General features: G+C 61.4%; 15 protein-coding genes and 3 tRNA genes. 14 read left to right on the top strand and 4 right to left on the bottom strand.

What is annotated here, in order from left to right:
* Positions 1 to 96: 96 nt before the first annotated feature.
* The 10 genes from ACA049_RS20535 (at position 97) to ACA049_RS20490 (ending at position 9142) form a co-directional block, all read left to right on the top strand.
* Positions 97 to 657, top strand: a complete 561-nt coding sequence (locus ACA049_RS20535) for a CvpA family protein (protein WP_497329364.1) — start codon at positions 97 to 99, stop codon at positions 655 to 657.
* A 41-nt stretch (positions 658 to 698) separates the two neighbouring features.
* Entirely contained in the window at positions 699 to 2204 is a 1506-nt protein-coding gene (gene purF / locus ACA049_RS20530) for an amidophosphoribosyltransferase (RefSeq protein ID WP_046026886.1), read from the top strand.
* A 132-nt stretch (positions 2205 to 2336) separates the two neighbouring features.
* A complete protein-coding gene (locus ACA049_RS20525) occupies positions 2337 to 3548 on the top strand; it encodes an O-succinylhomoserine sulfhydrylase (protein WP_010456020.1) in 1212 nt (403 codons plus the stop codon).
* Positions 3545 to 4321 carry an SDR family oxidoreductase gene (locus ACA049_RS20520; RefSeq protein ID WP_497329362.1) on the top strand — a complete coding sequence of 259 codons (777 nt, stop codon included), beginning with the start codon at positions 3545 to 3547 and terminating at the stop codon, positions 4319 to 4321. Before ACA049_RS20525 ends, ACA049_RS20520 begins: the two co-directional genes overlap by 4 nt.
* A 247-nt stretch (positions 4322 to 4568) precedes the next feature.
* Positions 4569 to 4644 (top strand) — tRNA-Val (locus ACA049_RS20515).
* 55 nt (positions 4645 to 4699) lie between these two features.
* Positions 4700 to 4776 (top strand) — tRNA-Asp (locus tag ACA049_RS20510).
* A gap of 92 nt (positions 4777 to 4868) precedes the next feature.
* Positions 4869 to 4945, top strand: a tRNA-Asp gene (locus ACA049_RS20505).
* 249 nt (positions 4946 to 5194) lie between these two features.
* Positions 5195 to 5704: a sigma-70 family RNA polymerase sigma factor gene (locus ACA049_RS20500; RefSeq protein ID WP_497329360.1), complete on the top strand. Its 510-nt coding sequence runs from the start codon at positions 5195 to 5197 to the stop codon at positions 5702 to 5704.
* Complete coding sequence (locus ACA049_RS20495) at positions 5701 to 6651, top strand: FecR domain-containing protein (RefSeq protein ID WP_497329358.1); 951 nt, start codon at positions 5701 to 5703, stop codon at positions 6649 to 6651. The genes ACA049_RS20500 and ACA049_RS20495 overlap by 4 nt, the downstream gene beginning before the upstream one ends.
* Positions 6652 to 6718: 67 nt before the next feature.
* Positions 6719 to 9142 carry a TonB-dependent siderophore receptor gene (locus ACA049_RS20490; protein ID WP_497329356.1) on the top strand — a complete coding sequence of 808 codons (2424 nt, stop codon included), beginning with the start codon at positions 6719 to 6721 and terminating at the stop codon, positions 9140 to 9142.
* Positions 9143 to 9266: 124 nt separating this feature from the next.
* On the opposite strand, the gene aldA is transcribed toward ACA049_RS20490, so the two are convergent.
* From aldA to ACA049_RS20470, 4 genes are read right to left on the bottom strand one after another with little or no spacing between them, the layout of a single operon-like run.
* Complete coding sequence (gene aldA, locus ACA049_RS20485) at positions 9267 to 10700, bottom strand: aldehyde dehydrogenase (RefSeq protein WP_497329354.1); 1434 nt, start codon at positions 10698 to 10700, stop codon at positions 9267 to 9269.
* Between the two features lie 19 nt (positions 10701 to 10719).
* Positions 10720 to 11520, bottom strand: coding sequence for an aldolase/citrate lyase family protein (locus tag ACA049_RS20480; protein WP_497329352.1), 801 nt, complete (start codon positions 11518 to 11520; stop codon positions 10720 to 10722).
* Positions 11521 to 11534: 14 nt separating this feature from the next.
* Entirely contained in the window at positions 11535 to 12719 is a 1185-nt protein-coding gene (rhmD, locus tag ACA049_RS20475) for an L-rhamnonate dehydratase (protein ID WP_497329350.1), read from the bottom strand.
* A 17-nt stretch (positions 12720 to 12736) separates the two neighbouring features.
* The gene (locus tag ACA049_RS20470; protein ID WP_497329348.1) at positions 12737 to 14032 is read right to left on the bottom strand and encodes an MFS transporter; all 1296 of its coding nucleotides are present in this window, start codon (positions 14030 to 14032) and stop codon (positions 12737 to 12739) included.
* A gap of 124 nt (positions 14033 to 14156) precedes the next feature.
* On the opposite strand from ACA049_RS20470, the gene ACA049_RS20465 reads away from it, so the two are divergent.
* The 4 genes from ACA049_RS20465 (at position 14157) to ACA049_RS20450 (ending at position 19884) form a co-directional block, all read left to right on the top strand.
* Positions 14157 to 15098, top strand: a complete 942-nt coding sequence (locus ACA049_RS20465) for a LysR family transcriptional regulator (RefSeq protein WP_497329346.1) — start codon at positions 14157 to 14159, stop codon at positions 15096 to 15098.
* A 184-nt stretch (positions 15099 to 15282) separates the two neighbouring features.
* Positions 15283 to 18114: a xanthine dehydrogenase family protein molybdopterin-binding subunit gene (locus ACA049_RS20460; RefSeq protein ID WP_497329344.1), complete on the top strand. Its 2832-nt coding sequence runs from the start codon at positions 15283 to 15285 to the stop codon at positions 18112 to 18114.
* On the top strand, positions 18107 to 18646 hold the full coding sequence (locus ACA049_RS20455) for a (2Fe-2S)-binding protein (protein ID WP_010455997.1): 540 nt from the start codon (positions 18107 to 18109) through the stop codon (positions 18644 to 18646). The genes ACA049_RS20460 and ACA049_RS20455 overlap by 8 nt, the downstream gene beginning before the upstream one ends.
* Before the next feature lie 2 nt (positions 18647 to 18648).
* Positions 18649 to 19884, top strand: a complete 1236-nt coding sequence (locus ACA049_RS20450; RefSeq protein ID WP_497329342.1) for a c-type cytochrome — start codon at positions 18649 to 18651, stop codon at positions 19882 to 19884.
* The last annotated feature ends 1 nt before the right edge of the window (position 19885 follow it).

Here is a 19885-nt window from a genome sequence, read left to right as displayed (position 1 = left end):
CTATCGCCCCGATTTGAAATGCACTGACAATCGCAGCTTACCGATAGCCATGGGCTCTGCTAAAATGCGCCGCCTTATCCGTCTGTAGGCTGCACTGTGCCATTTACCTGGGTTGACTGGGCGATCGTTGCAATCGTCGCCATCTCCGCATTGATCAGTCTGAGCCGCGGCTTCGTCAAAGAAGCATTATCGCTGGTGACCTGGATCATTGCAGGAGTCGTCGCCTGGATGTTCGGTGGTGCATTGTCCGAGCACCTCGCCGGATACATCGAAACGCCATCGGCTCGTGTGATCACGGGCTGTGCCATCATGTTTATCGCCACGTTAATCGTAGGCGCAATGATCAATTATCTTATCGGCGAGTTGGTTCGCGTCACCGGGTTGTCCGGGACCGACCGATTCCTCGGCATGGCCTTCGGCGCTGCGCGTGGCGTGTTGCTGGTGGTCGTGGCGGTCGGGCTGTTGAGCCTGGGGCCGGTACAGCAGGACGGGTGGTGGCAACAGTCACAGCTCGTGCCAAAATTTCTATTGGTCGCAGACTGGTCCAAAAACCTGATCCTCGGGTGGAGCAGTCAGTGGCTTGCCAGCGGTATCAGCGTACCCGCTGAGATACCGTTCAAGGAGCACCTCTTGCCGATGGCCAAAACGCCTCAGTGAGTTGTGTTCAGTTCAGATCCATTAAGTAGGGGTTGCGTCGCATGTGTGGCATCGTCGGTATCGTCGGTAAGTCGAACGTCAATCAGGCGCTGTATGACGCGCTAACCGTCCTCCAGCACCGCGGCCAGGACGCTGCCGGTATCGTGACCAGCCATGATGGCCGGTTATTCCTGCGCAAGGACAATGGCCTGGTGCGTGACGTGTTCCATCAGCGTCACATGCAGCGCCTGGTCGGCCACATGGGCATTGGTCATGTGCGTTACCCGACCGCGGGCAGCTCGACCTCGGCCGAAGCTCAACCGTTTTACGTCAACTCGCCTTACGGCATTACCCTGGCGCACAACGGTAACCTGACCAACGTTGAACAGCTGGCCAAGGAGATTTACGAATCTGACCTGCGCCACGTCAACACCAATTCCGATTCGGAAGTGCTGCTCAACGTGTTCGCGCACGAACTGGCCCAGCGCGGCAAGTTGCAGCCGACTGAAGAAGACGTGTTCGCTGCCGTCACTGACGTGCACAACCGTTGCGTCGGTGGCTACGCGGTCGTAGCGATGGTGACCGGTTACGGCATCGTCGGTTTCCGCGACCCGCACGGCATCCGCCCGATCGTTTTCGGCCAGCGTCACACCGACGAAGGCGTCGAGTACATGATCGCCTCCGAAAGCGTCTCCCTGGACGTACTCGGCTTTACCCTGATTCGCGACCTGGCACCGGGCGAAGCGGTCTACATCACTGAAGACGGCAAGCTGCACACCCGTCAGTGCGCAACCAACCCGTCCCTGACCCCGTGCATCTTCGAACACGTCTACCTGGCGCGTCCGGACTCGATCATCGATGGCGTGTCGGTCTACAAGGCCCGTCTGCGCATGGGTGAGAAACTCGCCGAGAAGATCCTGCGCGAGCGTCCGGAACACGACATCGACGTGGTCATCCCGATCCCGGATACCAGCCGCACCGCGGCCCTGGAGCTGGCGAACCACCTGGGCGTCAAGTTCCGCGAAGGTTTCGTGAAGAACCGCTACATCGGCCGGACCTTCATCATGCCGGGCCAGGCTGCACGGAAAAAATCCGTACGCCAGAAGCTCAACGCCATCGAACTGGAATTCCGCGGCAAGAACGTGATGCTGGTGGACGACTCGATCGTTCGCGGCACCACGTGCAAGCAGATCATCCAGATGGCCCGTGAAGCCGGCGCGAAAAACGTCTACTTCTGCTCCGCAGCCCCGGCCGTTCGCTACCCGAACGTCTACGGCATCGACATGCCGAGCGCTCACGAACTGATCGCCCACAACCGTTCGACCCAGGACGTGGCTGACCTGATCGGCGCCGACTGGCTGATCTATCAGGACTTGCCCGACTTGATCGAAGCGGTCGGTGGCGGCAAGATCAAGATCGACAAGTTCGATTGTGCGGTGTTCGACGGCCAGTACGTCACCGGCGACGTCGACGAGGCTTACCTGAACAAGATCGAGCAGGCGCGTAACGATGCCTCCAAGGTCAAGACGCAGGCAGTCAGCGCGATCATCGATCTGTACAACAACTGAGTAAACGAACGGCCTGTAGGAGCGAGGCTTGCCCGCGAAGCTTTTGGCGTTCCCAAAGGCCCCTTCGCGGGCAAGCCATGCTCCTACAGGCCGGTTTTGTATCCATTACCGAGCAAGGCAAGGAGTGACAGCATGAGTCAGGATTGGGATGCCGGTCGGCTGGACAGCGACCTCGAAGGCGTAGCGTTCGATACCCTGGCCGTACGCGCCGGTCAGCACCGCACGCCGGAAGGCGAACACGGTGATCCGATGTTCTTCACTTCCAGCTATGTATTCCGTACCGCTGCCGACGCGGCGGCACGCTTTGCCGGCGAAGTGCCGGGCAACGTTTATTCGCGCTACACCAACCCGACCGTGCGCGCGTTCGAAGAACGCATTGCCGCGCTGGAAAGCGCCGAGCAAGCCGTGGCCACGGCCACTGGCATGGCGGCGATCATGGCGGTGGTGATGAGCCTGTGCAGCGCCGGCGACCACGTGTTGGTGTCGCGCAGCGTGTTCGGCTCGACCATCAGCCTGTTCGAAAAGTACTTCAAGCGCTTCGGTATCGAAGTCGATTACGTGCCTCTGGCGGACTTGTCCGGCTGGGACGCGGCGATCAAGGCCAACACCAAATTGCTGTTCGTCGAGTCGCCGTCCAATCCGTTGGCCGAGCTGGTAGACATCGCCGAGTTGGCAAAAATCGCTCACGCCAAAGGCGCGATGCTGGTGGTCGACAATTGCTTCTGCACCCCTGCATTGCAGCAACCGCTGAAGATGGGCGCGGACATCGTCGTGCACTCGGCGACCAAGTTCATCGACGGCCAGGGTCGTTGCATGGGCGGCGTTGTCGCCGGTCGCAGCGAGCAGATGAAAGAAGTGGTGGGTTTCCTGCGCACCGCCGGGCCGACCCTGAGCCCGTTCAATGCCTGGATCTTCCTCAAGGGCCTCGAAACCCTGAGCCTGCGCATGAAGGCGCATTGCGCCAATGCCCAGCAGCTGGCCGAGTGGCTGGAGCAGCAGGACGGCATCGAGAAAGTCCATTACGCCGGCCTCAAGAGCCATCCGCAGCACGAACTGGCCCTGCGTCAGCAGAAAGGTTTCGGTGCCGTGGTGAGTTTTGAAGTCAAGGGTGGCAAAGAGGGCGCCTGGCGCTTTATTGATGCGACCCGTCTGATTTCGATCACCGCCAACCTGGGCGATAGCAAGACCACCATCACGCACCCGAGCACCACCTCCCACGGCCGTCTGGCGCCGCAAGAGCGTGAAGCGGCGGGCATTCGTGACAGCCTGATCCGCATCGCGGTCGGTCTGGAAGATGTGGCTGACCTGCAAGCCGATCTGGCGCGCGGGTTGGCTGCCTTGTGATCGAGTTGTCCACGCCGGGCACCGGCACCCATGGCCGCGTTGCACTGGTCACCGGTGCCGCACGCGGCATCGGGCTGGGGATCGCGGCCTGGCTGATCAGCGAAGGCTGGCAGGTGGTGCTGACCGACCTCGATCGAGAGCGCGGTTCGAAAGTGACGAAGGTGCTGGGCGCAAACGCCTGGTTCATCGCCATGGACGTGTCGAACGAGGGGCAGGTGGCGCTGGGCGTCGCCGAGGTGCTGGGGCAATTCGGGCGCCTGGATGCGCTGGTGTGCAACGCGGCGGTGGCCGACCCGCACAACATCACCCTGGAAAGCCTCGATCTGGCTTACTGGAATCGGGTGCTGGCGGTCAATCTCAGTGGGCCGATGCTGTTGGCCAAGCACTGTGCGCCGTATCTGCGCGCTCACAGCGGTGCGATCGTCAACCTGGCCTCGACCCGCGCCGGACAGTCGGAACCGGACACAGAGGCTTATGCGGCAAGCAAGGGCGGTCTGTTGGCCCTGACTCACGCATTGGCCATCAGCCTCGGGCCGGAAATTCGCGTCAACGCGGTCAGCCCCGGCTGGATCGATGCGCGAGATCCCGCAGCACGACGTGCCGAACCCTTGACCGATGCCGACCATGCCCAGCATCCGGCGGGCAGGGTAGGGACCGTCGAAGACGTCGCGGCGATGGTGGCGTGGCTGCTGTCGAAGAATGCCGGTTTCGTCACGGGCCAGGAGTTTGTGGTTGATGGCGGCATGACCAAGAAGATGATTTATAGCGAGTAATCCAGCGGCGACCAGGCCAGCATTTATGTTGGGTGTGCCGCCGCCTTCGCGAGCAAGCCCGCTCCCACAGTTGATTGTCAGTGAACACAGATTATGTGTACGACGCAAAACCCCTGTGGGAGCGGGCTTGCTCGCGAAAGCGGTCTACTGCGTACGACACAATTCTGTCTTTTTCAGAAAAACTTCAATCCTGCTATTGACTTAGGTTCGCTACCTGCGTAAATTTCGCGGCCTCGGAGATGCAAACGGGTGATTAGCTCAGCTGGGAGAGCGTCTGCCTTACAAGCAGAATGTCGGCGGTTCGATCCCGTCATCACCCACCAAATCCGAGAGTCTTGCGAAAGCAAGATGGAAGCTTTTAAAAGCCTCCACCGACGCGCAGCGGTAGTTCAGTCGGTTAGAATACCGGCCTGTCACGCCGGGGGTCGCGGGTTCGAGTCCCGTCCGCTGCGCCATATTTTCCGAGTCAGATTTATCTGGTTCGAGATTGAAAAGCTTCTGAGTTTTCAATCAGACGAGTTACTTGGGCGAAAGTCCAAAGCGATACGCAGCGGTAGTTCAGTCGGTTAGAATACCGGCCTGTCACGCCGGGGGTCGCGGGTTCGAGTCCCGTCCGCTGCGCCATATCTGCCTCAAGGCCCACTGAACGCCTTGAAGCTACGAAGAAAGCCGTTGGTTATCTTCGAGTCGATAGCAAAGACCCTGGTCGAAAGACCGGGGTTTTTTGTGTCTGCGATTTGGCTTTTCCTTCCTTTACATCCTCCCAATCAAACCTTTCTGCTCAGCCGATGCATAAAGCGCTTCCTTCACACGCCCGACATTAATTAGAATCACTCTCATTTACGACAACTCCTTGGCACAGGGCTTCTTGAAATGAGCGATGCAGCGATGCCGGAGGAGCAAACCTTCCACGACTTGTACCGCGACCATCGCGGCTGGCTCGAAAGCTGGTTGAGACGACGCATGAGCAATGGTCATGATGCAGCGGACCTGAGCCAGGACACGTTCGTGCGCTTGCTCGCCAGCTCCCAGCGCATTGCTGACCTGCAAGAGCCCCGCGCCTACCTGGCGACCGTGGGCAAACGCCTGCTGACCAACTTCTACAAGCGCCGCAGCCTCGAGCAGGCCTACCTCAATGCACTGGCGCTGCTGCCGGAAGACTGCGTGCCATCCCCCGAACAGCGCTGGATTCTGCTGGAAACCCTGCAAGCCCTCGACGAACTGCTCGATGGGTTGCCGATTCCGGTGCGACGGGCGTTTCTCTGGAGCCAACTGGAAGGTCTGGGCTATCAGGAAATTGCCGAGCGCCTGCAAGTCTCGGAGCGCACGATCAAGCGCTACATGGCCCAAGCCTACGAACACTGCCTGCTGGTGGACCTGTGAACAGTTCAGCCCCTTCGGCCGACATCCGCCAAGTCATAAGGGCGGCCGCGCAGTGGCTGGCGCTCATGGAGTCGGGCACCGCCAATGAGCGGGACCGAGCCGAGCTGCAGCGCTGGCTCGACAGCCATTCCAGCCACGAACAGGCCTGGCAGAAAGCGCAACTCTTGCGTCAACGCTTCACCGGCCTGCCGCCAGCTTTGGCGATGGCCAGTCTGGACCGCCCGCAGCCAAGCCGCCGCACGGTGCTCAAGCGTGCCGTCGGCGCGATCGCGTTGGTGCCGGCTGCCTGGCTGATCAGTCGGCAGTTGCCGTTGGATGTCTGGAGTGCCGACCTGCGCACGGCAACCGGGGAGGGCAAGAAGGTCCAGTTGGCCGATGGCAGCTCGCTGCAATTGAACACCGCCAGTGCCGTCGATATCGATCTGAAAAACCGGTTACTGAAACTTGTGGAAGGCGAAATAGCCCTGAAAGTCCCCGGCACCTCGCCGCTGACGATCCAGACCCACTTTGGCCAGGTGGTGGTCAGTCAGAGCGAAGTGTGTGTTCGTCAGTGGCAGACGGGTTGCAGAGTGTCGGTGCTGAACGGCGCGGTGCAGTTGCAGCCGTTGCACGGACCGGTCTTCTCGTTGCGCGCCGGTCAGCAAGTCAGCCTTCAGGTCGCGGGTGCCGGCGCCGTGGAGCCCTTCGACGTACTCGCCCCCGGTTGGCGTGATGGTGTGCTGATGGCGCAGAACCAGCCGTTGGGCGATTTTTTGCGCGAACTCAGCACCTATCGCCCAGGCGTGCTGCGCTGGGAGCCGGAGCTGGAATCCCTGCGCGTCACCGGCAGTTTTCGCCTGGAAGACACCGATCGTATCCTCTCGCTGCTGGCGGCCAGCCTGCCGTTGGAGGTGCATTCGCGTACGCGTTATTGGGTAACGCTGCTGCCGCGCAAAAATAGTGTTTGAAGCGTGTCCCCTTTTTTCGCGTCGCTTGTCATTCAAGGCAAGTGAACGAAATAAGAGAGCTTCTTCAATGCCCGCAGTGTTCCCATCGAGTCCGCGTCTGGCTTCATCCCGCCTGCGCCCGTTAATGCACTTGAGCCTGTTGCTGAGCCTCAGTGCCTGTCCGTTATTCATCACTGCCAGTTGGGCCGAAGACGCACCTCGACGCAGTTATCAGGTGCCGGCAGGCAGCCTCAGCGCAGCACTGACCCGATTCGCCGGTCTGGCGGGCGTCAACCTCTCGGTTGACCCGGCGCTGGTGAGCGGTCGCAACAGCCCAGGTCTGTCTGGCGAGTTTGCCGTGGAGGAGGGCTTTGCCCGCCTGTTACAGGGTTCCGGTCTGCAACTGCAACCGGTGGGCGAGCAGGCCTACATCCTGACCCCGGCGCCAGAAGGCAGCGGCCTGCAACTGGGCGCCACCTCGATTCTCGGCTCCATCGACCCGGTGGACGGCGATCCGTATGCCGGCGGCCAGGTCGCGCGTCGCGGTTCGCAGGGTTTGCTGGGCTCCAAAGATTTCATGGAAACGCCGTTCAGCATGACCACCTACACCAGCGAGGTGGTCAAGAACCAGCAGGCGCGCACCTTGGGCGACCTGATCGCCAACGATCCGTCGGTTCGCGCCACCAACCCGGCGGGTGGGCGCTACGAGCAGTTCACCATTCGCGGGCTCAGCCTGTTCAACAGTGATGTTGCCTACAACGGTCTCTACGGCGTGCTGCCGACTTATACGATCGACATGGAGATGGCCGACCGCGTCGACGTCCTCAAGGGTCCGAGCCAGTTGATCAACGGCATCTCGCCGCGGGGCAGCGTGGGCGGTGGGATCAACGTGGTGCCCAAACGCGCCACCGACGAACCGATCACTTCGTTCACCGGCAGCTACGCGTCCGACAGCCAGGTCGGTGGTGCCGTGGATGTCGGCCGGCGCTTTGGCGAGGACAACAAATTCGGTATTCGCTTCAACGGCGTCAAGCAGTCCGGCGACACCGAATGGGATCAGCAGAATGTCGACCGCGAGATGGCCGTACTCGGCCTGGATTTTCGCGGTGATCGCCTGCGGCTCTCGACGGACATCGGGCGCACCGAGCGTGACACCGACGCCCCGCAAGAGCGCGTGCAGGTCAACGCCAACGCGCAGGTTCCGCATGCCAGCGATGTACGCCACAACTATGCGCAACCGTGGAGCAAGGCGAGCACCAATGACACCTTCGGCACGGTGAACGGTGAGTTCGATGTCAACGATTCCGTCATGCTGTACGGCGGTGTCGGCGCGCGCAAAAGCAACCATGACTTCCTGCGGCATGCCGTTGCAGTCACCAATGACCGGGGCGATTTCAGCGTGCAGCCGCGCGATTTCACCCGCGACGAAAATGTGCGGACGGCCACGGCAGGGGTGCGCAACTGGTTTCATACCGGCCCGGTGAGCCATGAGGTCAACCTGGCCGCCAGCTACTTCTACATGGACTTCGAAAATGGCGGCGCGCGTTACGCGGCGGCGCCCAGCAACCTCTACAACCCGGTGGAAACCCCCACGCCGGCCAGACCGACGCGACAGGATCCGAAGGTCTACACCGAAAACCGCTTTAGCGGCGTGGCGTTGTCCGACACCCTGGGCTTCTTCGATGACCGGCTGCTGCTGACCCTTGGCGCGCGCTGGCAGCGGGTGAAGGTTGACGACTGGTCGGATAACGTCAAAGGCGACACCGCTTACGACGAGGAAAAGGTTTCGCCGTCGGGCGGCATCCTGTTCAAGGCCACCGACAAGCTGTCGCTGTACGCCAACTACATGGAAGGCCTGAGCCAGGGCAAGATCGCGCCGTCGACCTCGATCAACGAAGACGAGATCTTCCCGCCGTTCATCAGCCGCCAGGTCGAGGTCGGCGCCAAGTATGACGCCGGTGCTTTTGCGGTGACCGCTGCGGTGTTCCGCATCAAGCAGCCGGCCTACGAGACCAATGCCACGACGCGCCTCTTCGGCCCGAACGGCAAGCGTGAAAACACCGGTGTGGAATTGAGTGTATTCGGCGAGCCGCTCGATGGATTCCGTCTGCTCGGCGGTGTGATGTACATCGACAGCGAACTGACCAACACCGCCAATGGCACGTTCGACGGCAACCGTGCGCCGGCCACACCGAAATACAACGTCAACCTCGGCGCCGAGTGGGACGTGCCGACTGTTCAGGGCCTGACTCTGACCAGCCGCGGTATCTATTCCAGCTCGCAATACCTGGATCAGTCCAACAACAAGGAAATCGATTCCTGGGAGCGTTTCGACGTGGGCGCGCGCTACGCGTTCAGGATCGAGGAGAAGAACATCACGTTGCGCGCCAACATCGAGAACGTGGCGGACAAGCGCTACTGGAGTTCGGCCGGGGCCTCGGATGACAGCGAGCCTGGGTTGACGCTGTCGACGCCTCGGACCTATCTGCTTTCGGCAACGGTCGACTTTTAATTCGATGTGCCTGACCTGACGCCTTCGCGAGCAAGCCCGCTCCCACAATTGATCTGAGTCGTACACAAATCAAAATGTGGGAGCGGGCTTGCTCGCGAAGGCGGCATCAGCAGCGCCGCAGGACTTAGCCCTGCAAATACACCGCATGGGTATGCGTGTACTCGTAAAACCCATGCTTGCCATCCGCTCCACCAATCCCGGATTTACGCACCCCGGCATGGAAGCCCTGCATGGCCTCGAAGTTCTCCCGATTGACGTAAGTCTCGCCAAAATCCAGCTCGCGCATCGCCTGCATGGTTTTGCTCAGGTCACGGGTGTAAATCGATGAGGTCAGGCCATAGTCGCAATCGTTGGCCAAGGCGATGGCCTCGTCGAGGTCGTCGATAATCTGGATCGGCAGCACCGGGCCGAAAATCTCTTCGCGCATGATTTCCATATCGGCGCTGCACCCGGCCAACACCGTGGGCTGGAAGTGGAAGCCGTTCGGTAGATCGGCAATCTGCCCTCCACTGATCAAACTCGCACCCTGACTCAACGCCGTACGGACTTTGCGGTTGACGCTGTCCAGGCCCTGGCGATTAATCAACGGACCCATTTCTACGTCCGGCTGGGCAATCGGATCGCCGTAACGGGTCGCGCTCATCGCCGCAGAAATGCGTTCGATAAACTGATCGGCGACCTTGCGTTCGACGTACACCCGCTCGGCGCAATTACACACCTGGCCGCTGTTGATGATCCGCGAATCGCGGATGGCTTTCACCGCCAGATCGAGGTCGGCATCCGCCAACACAATGGCCGGCGCCTTGCCGCCCAGTTCCAGGTTGAGTTTGGTGATGTTCGGTGCGGCAGCGGCCATGATTCGCGAACCGGTGTCGACGCTGCCGGTGAAGCTGATCATGTCCACGCCCTTGTGCGCGCTGAGTGCCGCGCCCACTCGACCATCGCCGCAGACCACATTGAACACGCCGGGTGGCAGATCGGTTTCGGCGACGAGCCGGGCGAATTCGAAGCAGTTGTTCGGGGTTTCTTCGCTGGGTTTGATCACGATGGTGTTGCCGGTCAGCAGGGCCGGGGCCATCTTGCGGGCGATCAGAAAAAACGGGAAATTCCACGGCAAAATCCCGGCGACCACACCCAGCGGTTTGCGGAACAGAAAGATGTTTTCGTTCTGCCGGTCGCTGGTGATGATTTCGCCTTCGATGCGCCGGGCCCACTCGGCCATGTAGTCGAGGTAATCGGCGGTGAAATTGACTTCGACCTCTGCGAGGCCGCTGACCTTGCCTTGCTCCAGGGTAATGGTGCGCGCCAGATGCTGGACGTTCTCCCGCAGTTTGGCTGCGATTCGACGCAAATGCCCGGCGCGCTCAATCGCCGGTTTGCGCGACCAGTCTTTTTGCGCAGCACGCGCGGCGGCGAGGGCGCGGTCGACGTCTTCGGCCGTCGAGGCCGGGACTTTCGACAGCACGGCACCGGTGGCCGGGTTGATCACATCGAGGTGGGCAGCACTGGCCACAAACTGGCCGTTGATGAAGTTTTCGTAGACGGGCACGGACGACATGGGACGACTCCTTGGCTGATCAATAGGTGCGCGACGGCGCGTGCTCGGTGGCCGGTGTGCGATAGCGCGCGAGGGTGGTCATGGCGCTTTGGCGCAGCAGGCTGATGTCGATGGCCACCGCAATGAACTGGCAACCCCAGCTCTGATACCGGCGCGCGTCTTCTTCGTTCGGCGCGAGAATGCCGCAGGCCTTGCCGGCCGCGAGCGTCGCTTTCACCGCGTGCTGGATACGTTCCTGGACTTCAGGATGACCCGGGTTGCCGGCATGGCCGAGGCCGATGGACAAATCTGCCGGGCCGATAAACACCGCGTCGACGCCTTCGACGGCGGCAATCGCTTCGACGTTTTCCACACCTGTGCGCGATTCCACCTGGACGATCAGGCACAACTGCTCATGGGCGGTGTTCAGGTAATCCGGCACGCCGTCCCAGCGCGTGGCGCGGGTCAAACCGCCGCCGACGCCGCGAATGCCATGCGGCGGATAGCGCATGGCGCGCACCAGGGCGGCCGCTTGTTCGGCGGTTTCGACCATCGGGATCATCAGCGTCTGCGCGCCGATATCCAGCAGTTGCTTGATCAGGTTGGCGTCACCCGTCACCGCACGCACGACGGGCGCAGTGGAGTAGGGCGCCACCGCCTGCAATTGCGCGAGTACGCCGGGCACAGTATTCGGCGCATGTTCACCGTCGATCAGCATCCAGTCGTAACCGGTGGTGGCGACGATTTCGGCGGCATAGCCGGTGGCGAAACCGGCCCAGATCCCGTACTGGGTCGCCGGATTTTTCAGCGCGGCCTTGAAAGCGTTGTGAGGCATGTTCATGGTGGGGTCCTTTCTCAGCGGTTGTACGGCCGATGCAGTTGGCATTCCGGGTTGAGCGTCACGCCGAAGCCCGGTTGGTCGAGGGCTGACAGACGCATGCGGCCGTTCACCGGCACCGGTTCGCCGAGCAATTGCGGATGGAACATCGGCACCACTTCGTCAGCCTTCGGCGCCATCATCAGGAATTCGGCGAACGGGCTGTTATGCCGGGTGGCAACGAAGTGATAGCTGTACACCGAAGAGCCGTGAGGAATGACCAAGGCGTTGTGGGCGTCGGCAAGGGCGGAAATCTTCACCAGTTCAGTGATCCCGCCGCACCATCCAACGTCCGGCTGAATGATGTCGCAGCAACCCATTTCCAGAAGCATGCGGAAGCCCCAGCGGGTGGCTTCGTGTTCGCCGGTGGTCACCAGCATGCCTTTGGGCACGTTGTTGCGCAGGGCCGCGTAGCCCCAGTAATCGTCCGGCGGCAGGGCTTCTTCGATCCACTTCAAACCATATTCGTGGGCGCCGACCGCCAGTTTGGTCGCGTAATTGAGGTCCAGGCTCATCCAGCAATCGAGCATCAGCCAGAAATCCGGGCCGACCCGCTCGCGCATGGTCGCCAGCTCTTCGAAGTTCTTGCGCAGGCCTTCCTCACCTTCGGCCGGGCCGTGGTGCAGCGGCATCTTGCCGCCGATGAAGCCCATTTTTTGCGCCAGGTCCGGGCGGGCGCCGGTGGCGTAGAACTGCAATTCGTCGCGCACCGCACCGCCGAGCAATTGGTGCACTGGCTCCTTGCGGATCTTGCCGAGCAGGTCCCACAGCGCCAGATCGACGCCGGAAATCGTGTTGATGACGATGCCTTTGCGGCCGTAATACAACGTCGATTGGTACATCTGGTCCCAGATTTTTTCGATGTCGGTGACCCGTGCACCTTCGAGGAAACGTGCCAGATGCTTCTCGACGATGTACGCGGCAGGCTCGCCACCAGTGGTCACGGCAAAACCGACCGTGCCATCACTGGCTTCGATCTCGACCACCAGGGTTCCGAGCACGTTGATGCCGAAGGTGCGGCGGCTCTGGCGATACTCGGGGTATTTGCTCATCGGCGTAGCGATGTGATCGTCGATCCAGTGGCCGTCCGCCTGATCGTGATAATCCGCGCCGCCGCCTCGCAGAGTGAAGGCGCGGACGTGTTTGATGGTTGGAATGCCCATGGTGTGACTCCTCAGGTTTAAACGGTGGCCGGTTTGTTGGCAGGCTTCTGGACCGGCGAGCGGATGCCCAGGACCAGCAACGCGGCGATGACAGTGGTGCCGGCCAGCAGGTACAAACCGGCGGCCGGTGAATGGAAGGCGCCTTCGGCCCAGTTCTTCAGTACCGGGGCGATGAAGCCGCCGAGGGCACCGAACGAGTTGATCAGGGCGATCCCGGCCGCCGCGGCGCTGCCGGCGAGGTAACTGGAAGGGAAGGTCCAGAACACCGGTTGCACGGCGATGAAACCGGACGCGGCGAAGCACAGGGCGACGATGCCGAGGAACGGGCTGGCGAAGGTCACCGAGCAGGCGATCCCGGCTGCCGACATCAGCAAAGTCAGGCAGGCGGTGCGGCGGCGTTCGCCGGTGCGGTCGCTGTAGCCGGGAATCAGGTACGCCGCGACGATCGCGCAGAGCCACGGAATCGCCGTGACCAGTCCGACCATCAGCCCGACCTTGGTGCCCAACAGTCCGCCGACCTGGGTAGGCAGATAGAACACCACGCCGTAGACACTGGCCTGAATCAGCAGATAAATGAGGCACAGGTAAAGCACCGACGGCTGGCACAGGACGTTGAGCAGGCTGCGGCCGTGGTTCTGTTTGTGGCTGTCTTCTTGATCGAGGATGCCTTGCACTTGCTGGCGTTCTTCAACCGTCAGCCACTTCGCATCGGCCGGGCGATTGTCCAGGTACCAATAGGCCCAGACGCCCACCGCCGTGGCCATCAGGCCTTCAACCGCGAACAGCCATTGCCAGCCGTGGACGCCAGCAAATCCATCCAGTTCCAGCAGTAAGCCGGACAACGGGCTGCCGAAGATGAACGCCAGGGGCGCACCGAAGTAGAAGAAGCCCATGGCTTTGCCGCGCGCGGCGCTGGGGAACCAATAGGTGAGGTAAAGGATGACGCCGGGGAAGAATCCGGCTTCGGCCACGCCCAGTAAAAAGCGCAGGACGTAGAAACTGGTTTCGGTGTGGGCGAAGACCATGGCGGCGGAGACCAGGCCCCAAGTGACCATGATCCGGCACATCCAGAGACGGGCGCCGACGCGGTGCAGGATCAGATTGCTCGGCACTTCGAGCAGCGCGTAACCGACGAAAAACACCCCGGCGCCGAAGGCGAAGGCGGCGTCACCGATACCGGTATCAGCTTGAAAGGCTTGCTTGGCGAACCCGACATTGGCGCGGTCGAGGAAGGCCATGATGTACATCAGCAGCAGAAACGGGAGCAGCCGCCAGGAAATTTTGGCGAGCAGAGGCGCGGGTAGAGTCTTCATCGCAGTTTTCCTTTGGTAGGGCATTTGCTCTTATGGGAAAGACTGTACGGCCGTGGATCGATGCGTTACAAATCGAATCTAGCTCACAACTGATACCCTCAGGGTATCGATACAAAGGCCCGCCATGACCACGCCGATCATCTCCCGCAGCCTGCTCAACCGCCTGCGTTACAAGCATTTGCACATGCTGGTGACGCTCAGCAGCAGTCAGAACCTGCACCGCGCCTCGCAGAGCCTGAACATGTCGCAACCGGCGGCAACCCGGATGCTGCATGAGATTGAAGACATGTTTGGCTGCGATCTGTTCGAGCGCCTGCCGCGCGGGATGCGGCCAACCGCGCTGGGCAGTGAGTTGATTCGTTTCGCCGAATCCGCCCTCAGCGGCCTCGACCGCTGCGCCGAGGACCTGATCGCGCGGCAGCAGGGCGGTTACGGTTATCTGTCCATCGGCACCATCATGGGCGCCGCACCGGACCTGGTGATGGATTCGATTGCCGAGATCAAGGCACTCAATCCGCAGTTGCGCATTCGCATCATGGGCGACACCAGCGATCAGGTGATCCAGCTCCTGGAACAGGGCCGCATCGACCTTGCCATCGCCCGGCGCAATGCCGCCACCGACAGCGAGCATTACGAGTTCGAACAACTGGGCAACGAACGGCTGCTGGTGGTCGTTCATGCCGGGCATCCCTTGGTACAGCGGGAAACACTCGAACTCTCGGAACTGGTCAGCGGTTGGCCATGGATCCTGCAGCCGGAAACCAGCCCGGCGCGCATCGGGCTTGATCAGGCTTTGCAGCGCCTGGCCTTGCCGACGCCCGCCGACATCATCGAATGCAGTTCGGTGTATTCCATGCAGCAACTGATTCAACTGACCGACGCCATCATGGTGCTCTCGGAAACCGCGTTGCGCGACTACCTGAAAATGGGTCTGGTGGTGGCGCTGCCGGTAGCGCTGGATGTGCAACTGGCGCCGTTCGGATTGCTGCTGCGCAAGGGTGAACACATCAGCCGAGAGTTGGGTTTGTTCATCGATTTGCTGCGCCGAAAAGCGGCGGCTTTTTGATTCTTCGGTCAGATTTTTGTTACCAGTTGTTTTCTAAAAGCGCATAAATCTATAAAGTTAACCTTTCGGTCAGCTTTGCACTGTCAACACGGCCCTTTGAATCGTCAAAAAGGGCTTCTGCAAGACTCGAGATCCCCAGAACATAACCAGAAGGGCGGACCCATAACCGCCCAGAGGATGATCCATGTCCAACCGTGAAATATCCCGGCGTTCGTTCCTTCAGGGCGGGCTGGTAGCGGGGGTGAGCGTGACGCTCACGCCGCTCAGCAGTCAGGCGCTGGCGGCCTTGATGGAAAACAGCGTGACCGTGCCGTCCGAGCAATGGCTCGGCAACAACGGCAAGGCGCGCTCGCGTAACGATGCCTTGTCCAAGGTCTGCGGCAGCAAAGTCTTTGCCCGCGACATCCGCGCCAAGGACATGCCGGGCTGGCCGCAGCAACAAGGCCACGCCATGTTGCTGAAAATCACCAAGGCCGATCGCATTTACGCCGGTTACGATCTGTCGTGGCTCGGCGCCGAGTTGCAGCCGGACCGCATCGTGACCGCCGCCGACCTGGACAAGGACGGCATCGCCTTCCCGGAAGAGCACGCGCCGGATCCGCTGCTGCCGGAAGGCAAGGTGCCGATGTTCATCGGGCACCCGGTGGCGATCCTGATCTGGAACGACTTCGAGCGTTTCCGCCAGGCCAAGGCCAAACTCAAATTCAATGACAAAGCGATTCGTTACGGCGACAAAGTGCCGTTCTACGAAGGCGATCCCTATGGCAGTTTCCGCTATGTGCGTGTCGGCGGGGCGACCTCGGCGGACGAAGACGAATTCGCCAGCCTCAAGGATTCGATCCTGTTCCCGATGCTGCGCAATCGTCGTCCGGTGTGGAATTCCCAGCCGAACCTGCACGGCAACCTGACCGAGCGCGGGCTGTTTTACGCCGAGCGCATGAAGCAGCAGATCGACACGCCGCCAGACAACTGGCTGGTGTTTGATGAACGCTACAAAACCCCGTCGATCGAACCGGCCGCGATGGAGCCGGACAACGGCAACGGCTGGTACGACCCGGCGACCAAGACCCTGCATTTTGTCGTCGCCACCCAGTGCCCGCTGGAAACCGCGACCGAGACCGCGAAGATGATCGCGCCGTCGCGTTTCGGCCTGGCCAACCTGAACATGCACCCGGGTTACACCGTCGGTTACGGCTCCAAAGACCACAACATTTTCGTTTACTACGCAGCCCTCGCGGCGTTGTACGGCGCCGGTGTGCCGGTGCGTCTGGCCAACGACCGCTACGAGCAGTTCCAGAGCGGCATCAAGCGTCACCCGTTCGACATCCGCTATCAACTGGCGGTGGACAAGACTGATCACAGCTTCAAGATTTTCCGTGCCGAGATGAACGTCGACGGCGGCGGGCGGATCAACTACAGCCCATCGGTAGCGGCGGTTGGCGCCACGGCGGCGCAGTCGATCTACTACATGCCGCAGAACGATTTGCAGGTCACCGCTTACCATTCTCGCGCCGTTGAAGCCGGGTCGATGCGCGGTTACGGCACGCTGCAAAGCATGGCCTCCACCGAGATGATGGTCGATGAAATTGCCGATCGTCTCGGCATTGATGCGATTGATCTGCGTAAGAAAAACGCCATGGTCTCGGGCATGAAAAACACCCAGGGTGCAGTGCCGGCAGGTGCGTTGCGCCTGCATGAAATCCTCGATAAAGCCGCTGTCCACGAAGTCTGGAAAAACCGCGACGCGATCAAAAAGCAGCGCGAAGCCCAGGACCCGGATAACTGGTACGGCGTTGGTTTCGCCATCTGCCAGAAAGACTTCGGCACCGGTTCCGAAGCGCCGATGGCGAGCATCGAATTCACCGCTGATGGGCACATTACCCTGCGCCATATCGGTATCGAAATCGGCACCGGCATGTCCACCTCGCAAGCCTTGGTCGTGGCAGATTTCCTTGGCGTCCCGGCGACTGAAGTGAAGACCGGCGAGACCGAATGGAAAGAGTTGCAGCTGATCACCGGCGGCAACCCGTACATCATGAGCCAGGCCGAGCAGGACAATTTCCTGCGCAATCCGCGCTGGGTCGGCAAGCTCGCGTCAGCCTCATCGGCGACCAACTCCGCTTACTACTTCAGCCACGCCACCCGGGAAGCGGCGCGTGTGCTGTTCAACCACGGTTTGTGGCCGGCGGCGTTGCAGATCTGGGGCCAGGGCCCTTACGGCGGCCAGGCCAATCCGTATGTGGTGCGCCGCGAAGATGCGCATTGGGTCGACGGACGACTCACCGCCAACGGCATGCAGCCGCTGAGCTTCGAACAACTGGCCAAACACGCCCACGAAAAAGGCCTGGTGACCGGCGCAACCGTGCACGGTTTCAACCGCTGGAGCTGGGCCGAGTCCGAGTTCAGCATCGACGGCGTGCGCGAGCGTCTGCCGCTGGATGGCCTGGCGGTGAAGTACGGCGACGGTGCACCGAGCGTGAAAAAGGCGCAGATGAACAGCGCCGGTTTCCACCTGCTCGACCGTCAAAACATCCATTACCCGGACACTCAGTTGAACAACGCGGCGGTGACTTACTACAGCCCGGTCGCGACGCTGGTGGAATTGAAAGTGAACAAGGGTTCGGCTGAAGTGCAAGTGCTCAACCATCACTCGTGGGTCGAGTGCGGTCGGGTGTTGGTGGAAGAGTTGGTCAAGGGCCAGCTCGAAGGCGGGATCGCCATGGGTATCGGCCATGCGCTGATGGAAGAGATGCCGCTATACGAAGGCGGGCCGGGGGAGGGTGACTGGAACTTCAACCGCTACCGCTTGCCGATGGCGCGCCACGTTGCGGTCTGGAAGCAGACAGCCGAGATCCTGCCGCCGCTGTCGCCAAGCGATCCCTCCAAGGGCATCGCCGAAGTGGTGATGATCCCGGTGGTCGGCGCCATCGGTAACGCCGTGGCGCACGCCATCGGCAAACGGGTCCGCGACCTGCCTATCACTTCTGCCCGCATCAAGGAGGCCCTCAATGGCTAACCGTCCGCTTCAACTGACCCTCAACGGTCAATCCGTCGGCCCGGTGGACATCCCTGATGACCTGCCGATGATCGATTACCTGCACGAATACAAAAACCTCACCGGCTCACGTCTTGGCTGCGGCCAGGGCATCTGTCACGCCTGCGTGGTGATCGTCGACAACCCGGACGGCACCAGCGAAGAAGTGCGCACCTGCATCACCGGCGCGCACTATTTCGAAGGCAAAAAGGTGCGGACCATTGAAGGCCACGCGACCCGCGATGAACAGGGCCAGGTCACCGAACTCAATCCGATCCAGCAACGCTTCGTCGATGAATTCGCTTTCCAGTGCAGCTACTGCGCACCGGGTTTTGTGAATGCCGCGACGGTGTTGGTGGAGAAGCTGCAACGCCAGCCCATCGTCAAAAGCCAGTTGGAAAAAGTCATCGAGGACAGCCTCGGCCACCACATCTGTCGCTGCACCGGCTATGTGCGTTATTACAGCGCGACGCGCAACGTGCTGACCGATCTCGGCCTGGTCAAGGAGGGTTAAGCATGAAGTATTTACTGTCCCGCCTGGCGTTGGCGGCTGGTCTGGCTGCGCCTGTGTTGCTGGCTCACGCGGATGATCAAGTTGTTCGCGGTGCCTATCTTGCTCGCGCAGCCGATTGCATGGCCTGCCACACCGCACCGGGCGGCGCGCCGTATGCGGGTGGTCTGCCGATCGTCTCGCCGTTCGGCACGATCTACGGCACCAACATCACCCCGAGCAAAGAGCACGGCATCGGCCTGTACAACGATGACGAGTTCTTCGCCGCGCTCACCGAAGGCAAACGCCGCGATGGCGCGAACCTGTATCCGGCGATGCCATACACCTCGTATCACCTGATGCCGCGCGCAGATTCGGACGCGATTCACGCGTACCTGAAAACCGTCGAGCCGATCGAGCGTGCAGCACCGGTCACGAGCCTGAGCTTTCCGTTCAACGTGCGCCTGGGCTTGATGGGCTGGAACATGCTCTACGGCAAGGACGTAAAACTGGAGCCGGCCGACGGCAAAAGTGAAGCCTGGAAACGCGGCCAGTACATGGTCGACGTGCTCGGTCACTGCGGCGAATGCCACACCCCGCGCGGTTTGCCCGGCGCGATGCAGCAGGACAAACGCATGACCGGCGGCCTGCTCAATGGCTATCTGGCGCCCAGCCTGCTGGCCAATGACCTGGCGGCTCGCGGCTGGAATCATCAGGACCTGAGCTCGTTCCTCAAACACGGCATGAGCGCCCAGGGCACGATGTTCAACGAGATGTTCCCGGTGTTCCACAACAGCACCCAAGGCCTCAATGACCCGGACCTGGCGGCGATGGCGACCTTCCTGCTCGGCGATCAACCGCCAGCGGCCAAGGTGCTGAACGACGTGCCGCTGGACAAACTGAGTGCCAGCGCCCAACGCGGTCGTCAGGATTACCTGAACGTCTGCGCCGGTTGCCACGCGGTCGGCGGGGAAGGCAAGCCGCACATCGCCGTGGCCATGCGCGGCAACACCACGCTGCGCCTGGAAGATCCACGCAACCTGGTGCGGGTGATCGACGATGGTATCGGTGAGCAGAAGTTTGCCGGGTTCGAGCACATGCAACCGATGCCGGGCTTCGCCGAGAAACTCAGCCACGAGCAGCTCACCGATCTGCTGAACTACCTGCGTCAGGGTTGGGGTGGTCAGGCGGGTGATCTGGCGGTGAGCGATGTGCAGACGTTGCGGGCCGACGCCCCGCCGCTCGAGCACAAGGCGCACTGAC

This window comes from Pseudomonas sp. LBUM1662 (assembly GCF_059695915.1).
This window is presented reverse-complemented; position numbering and strand designations above follow the sequence as displayed.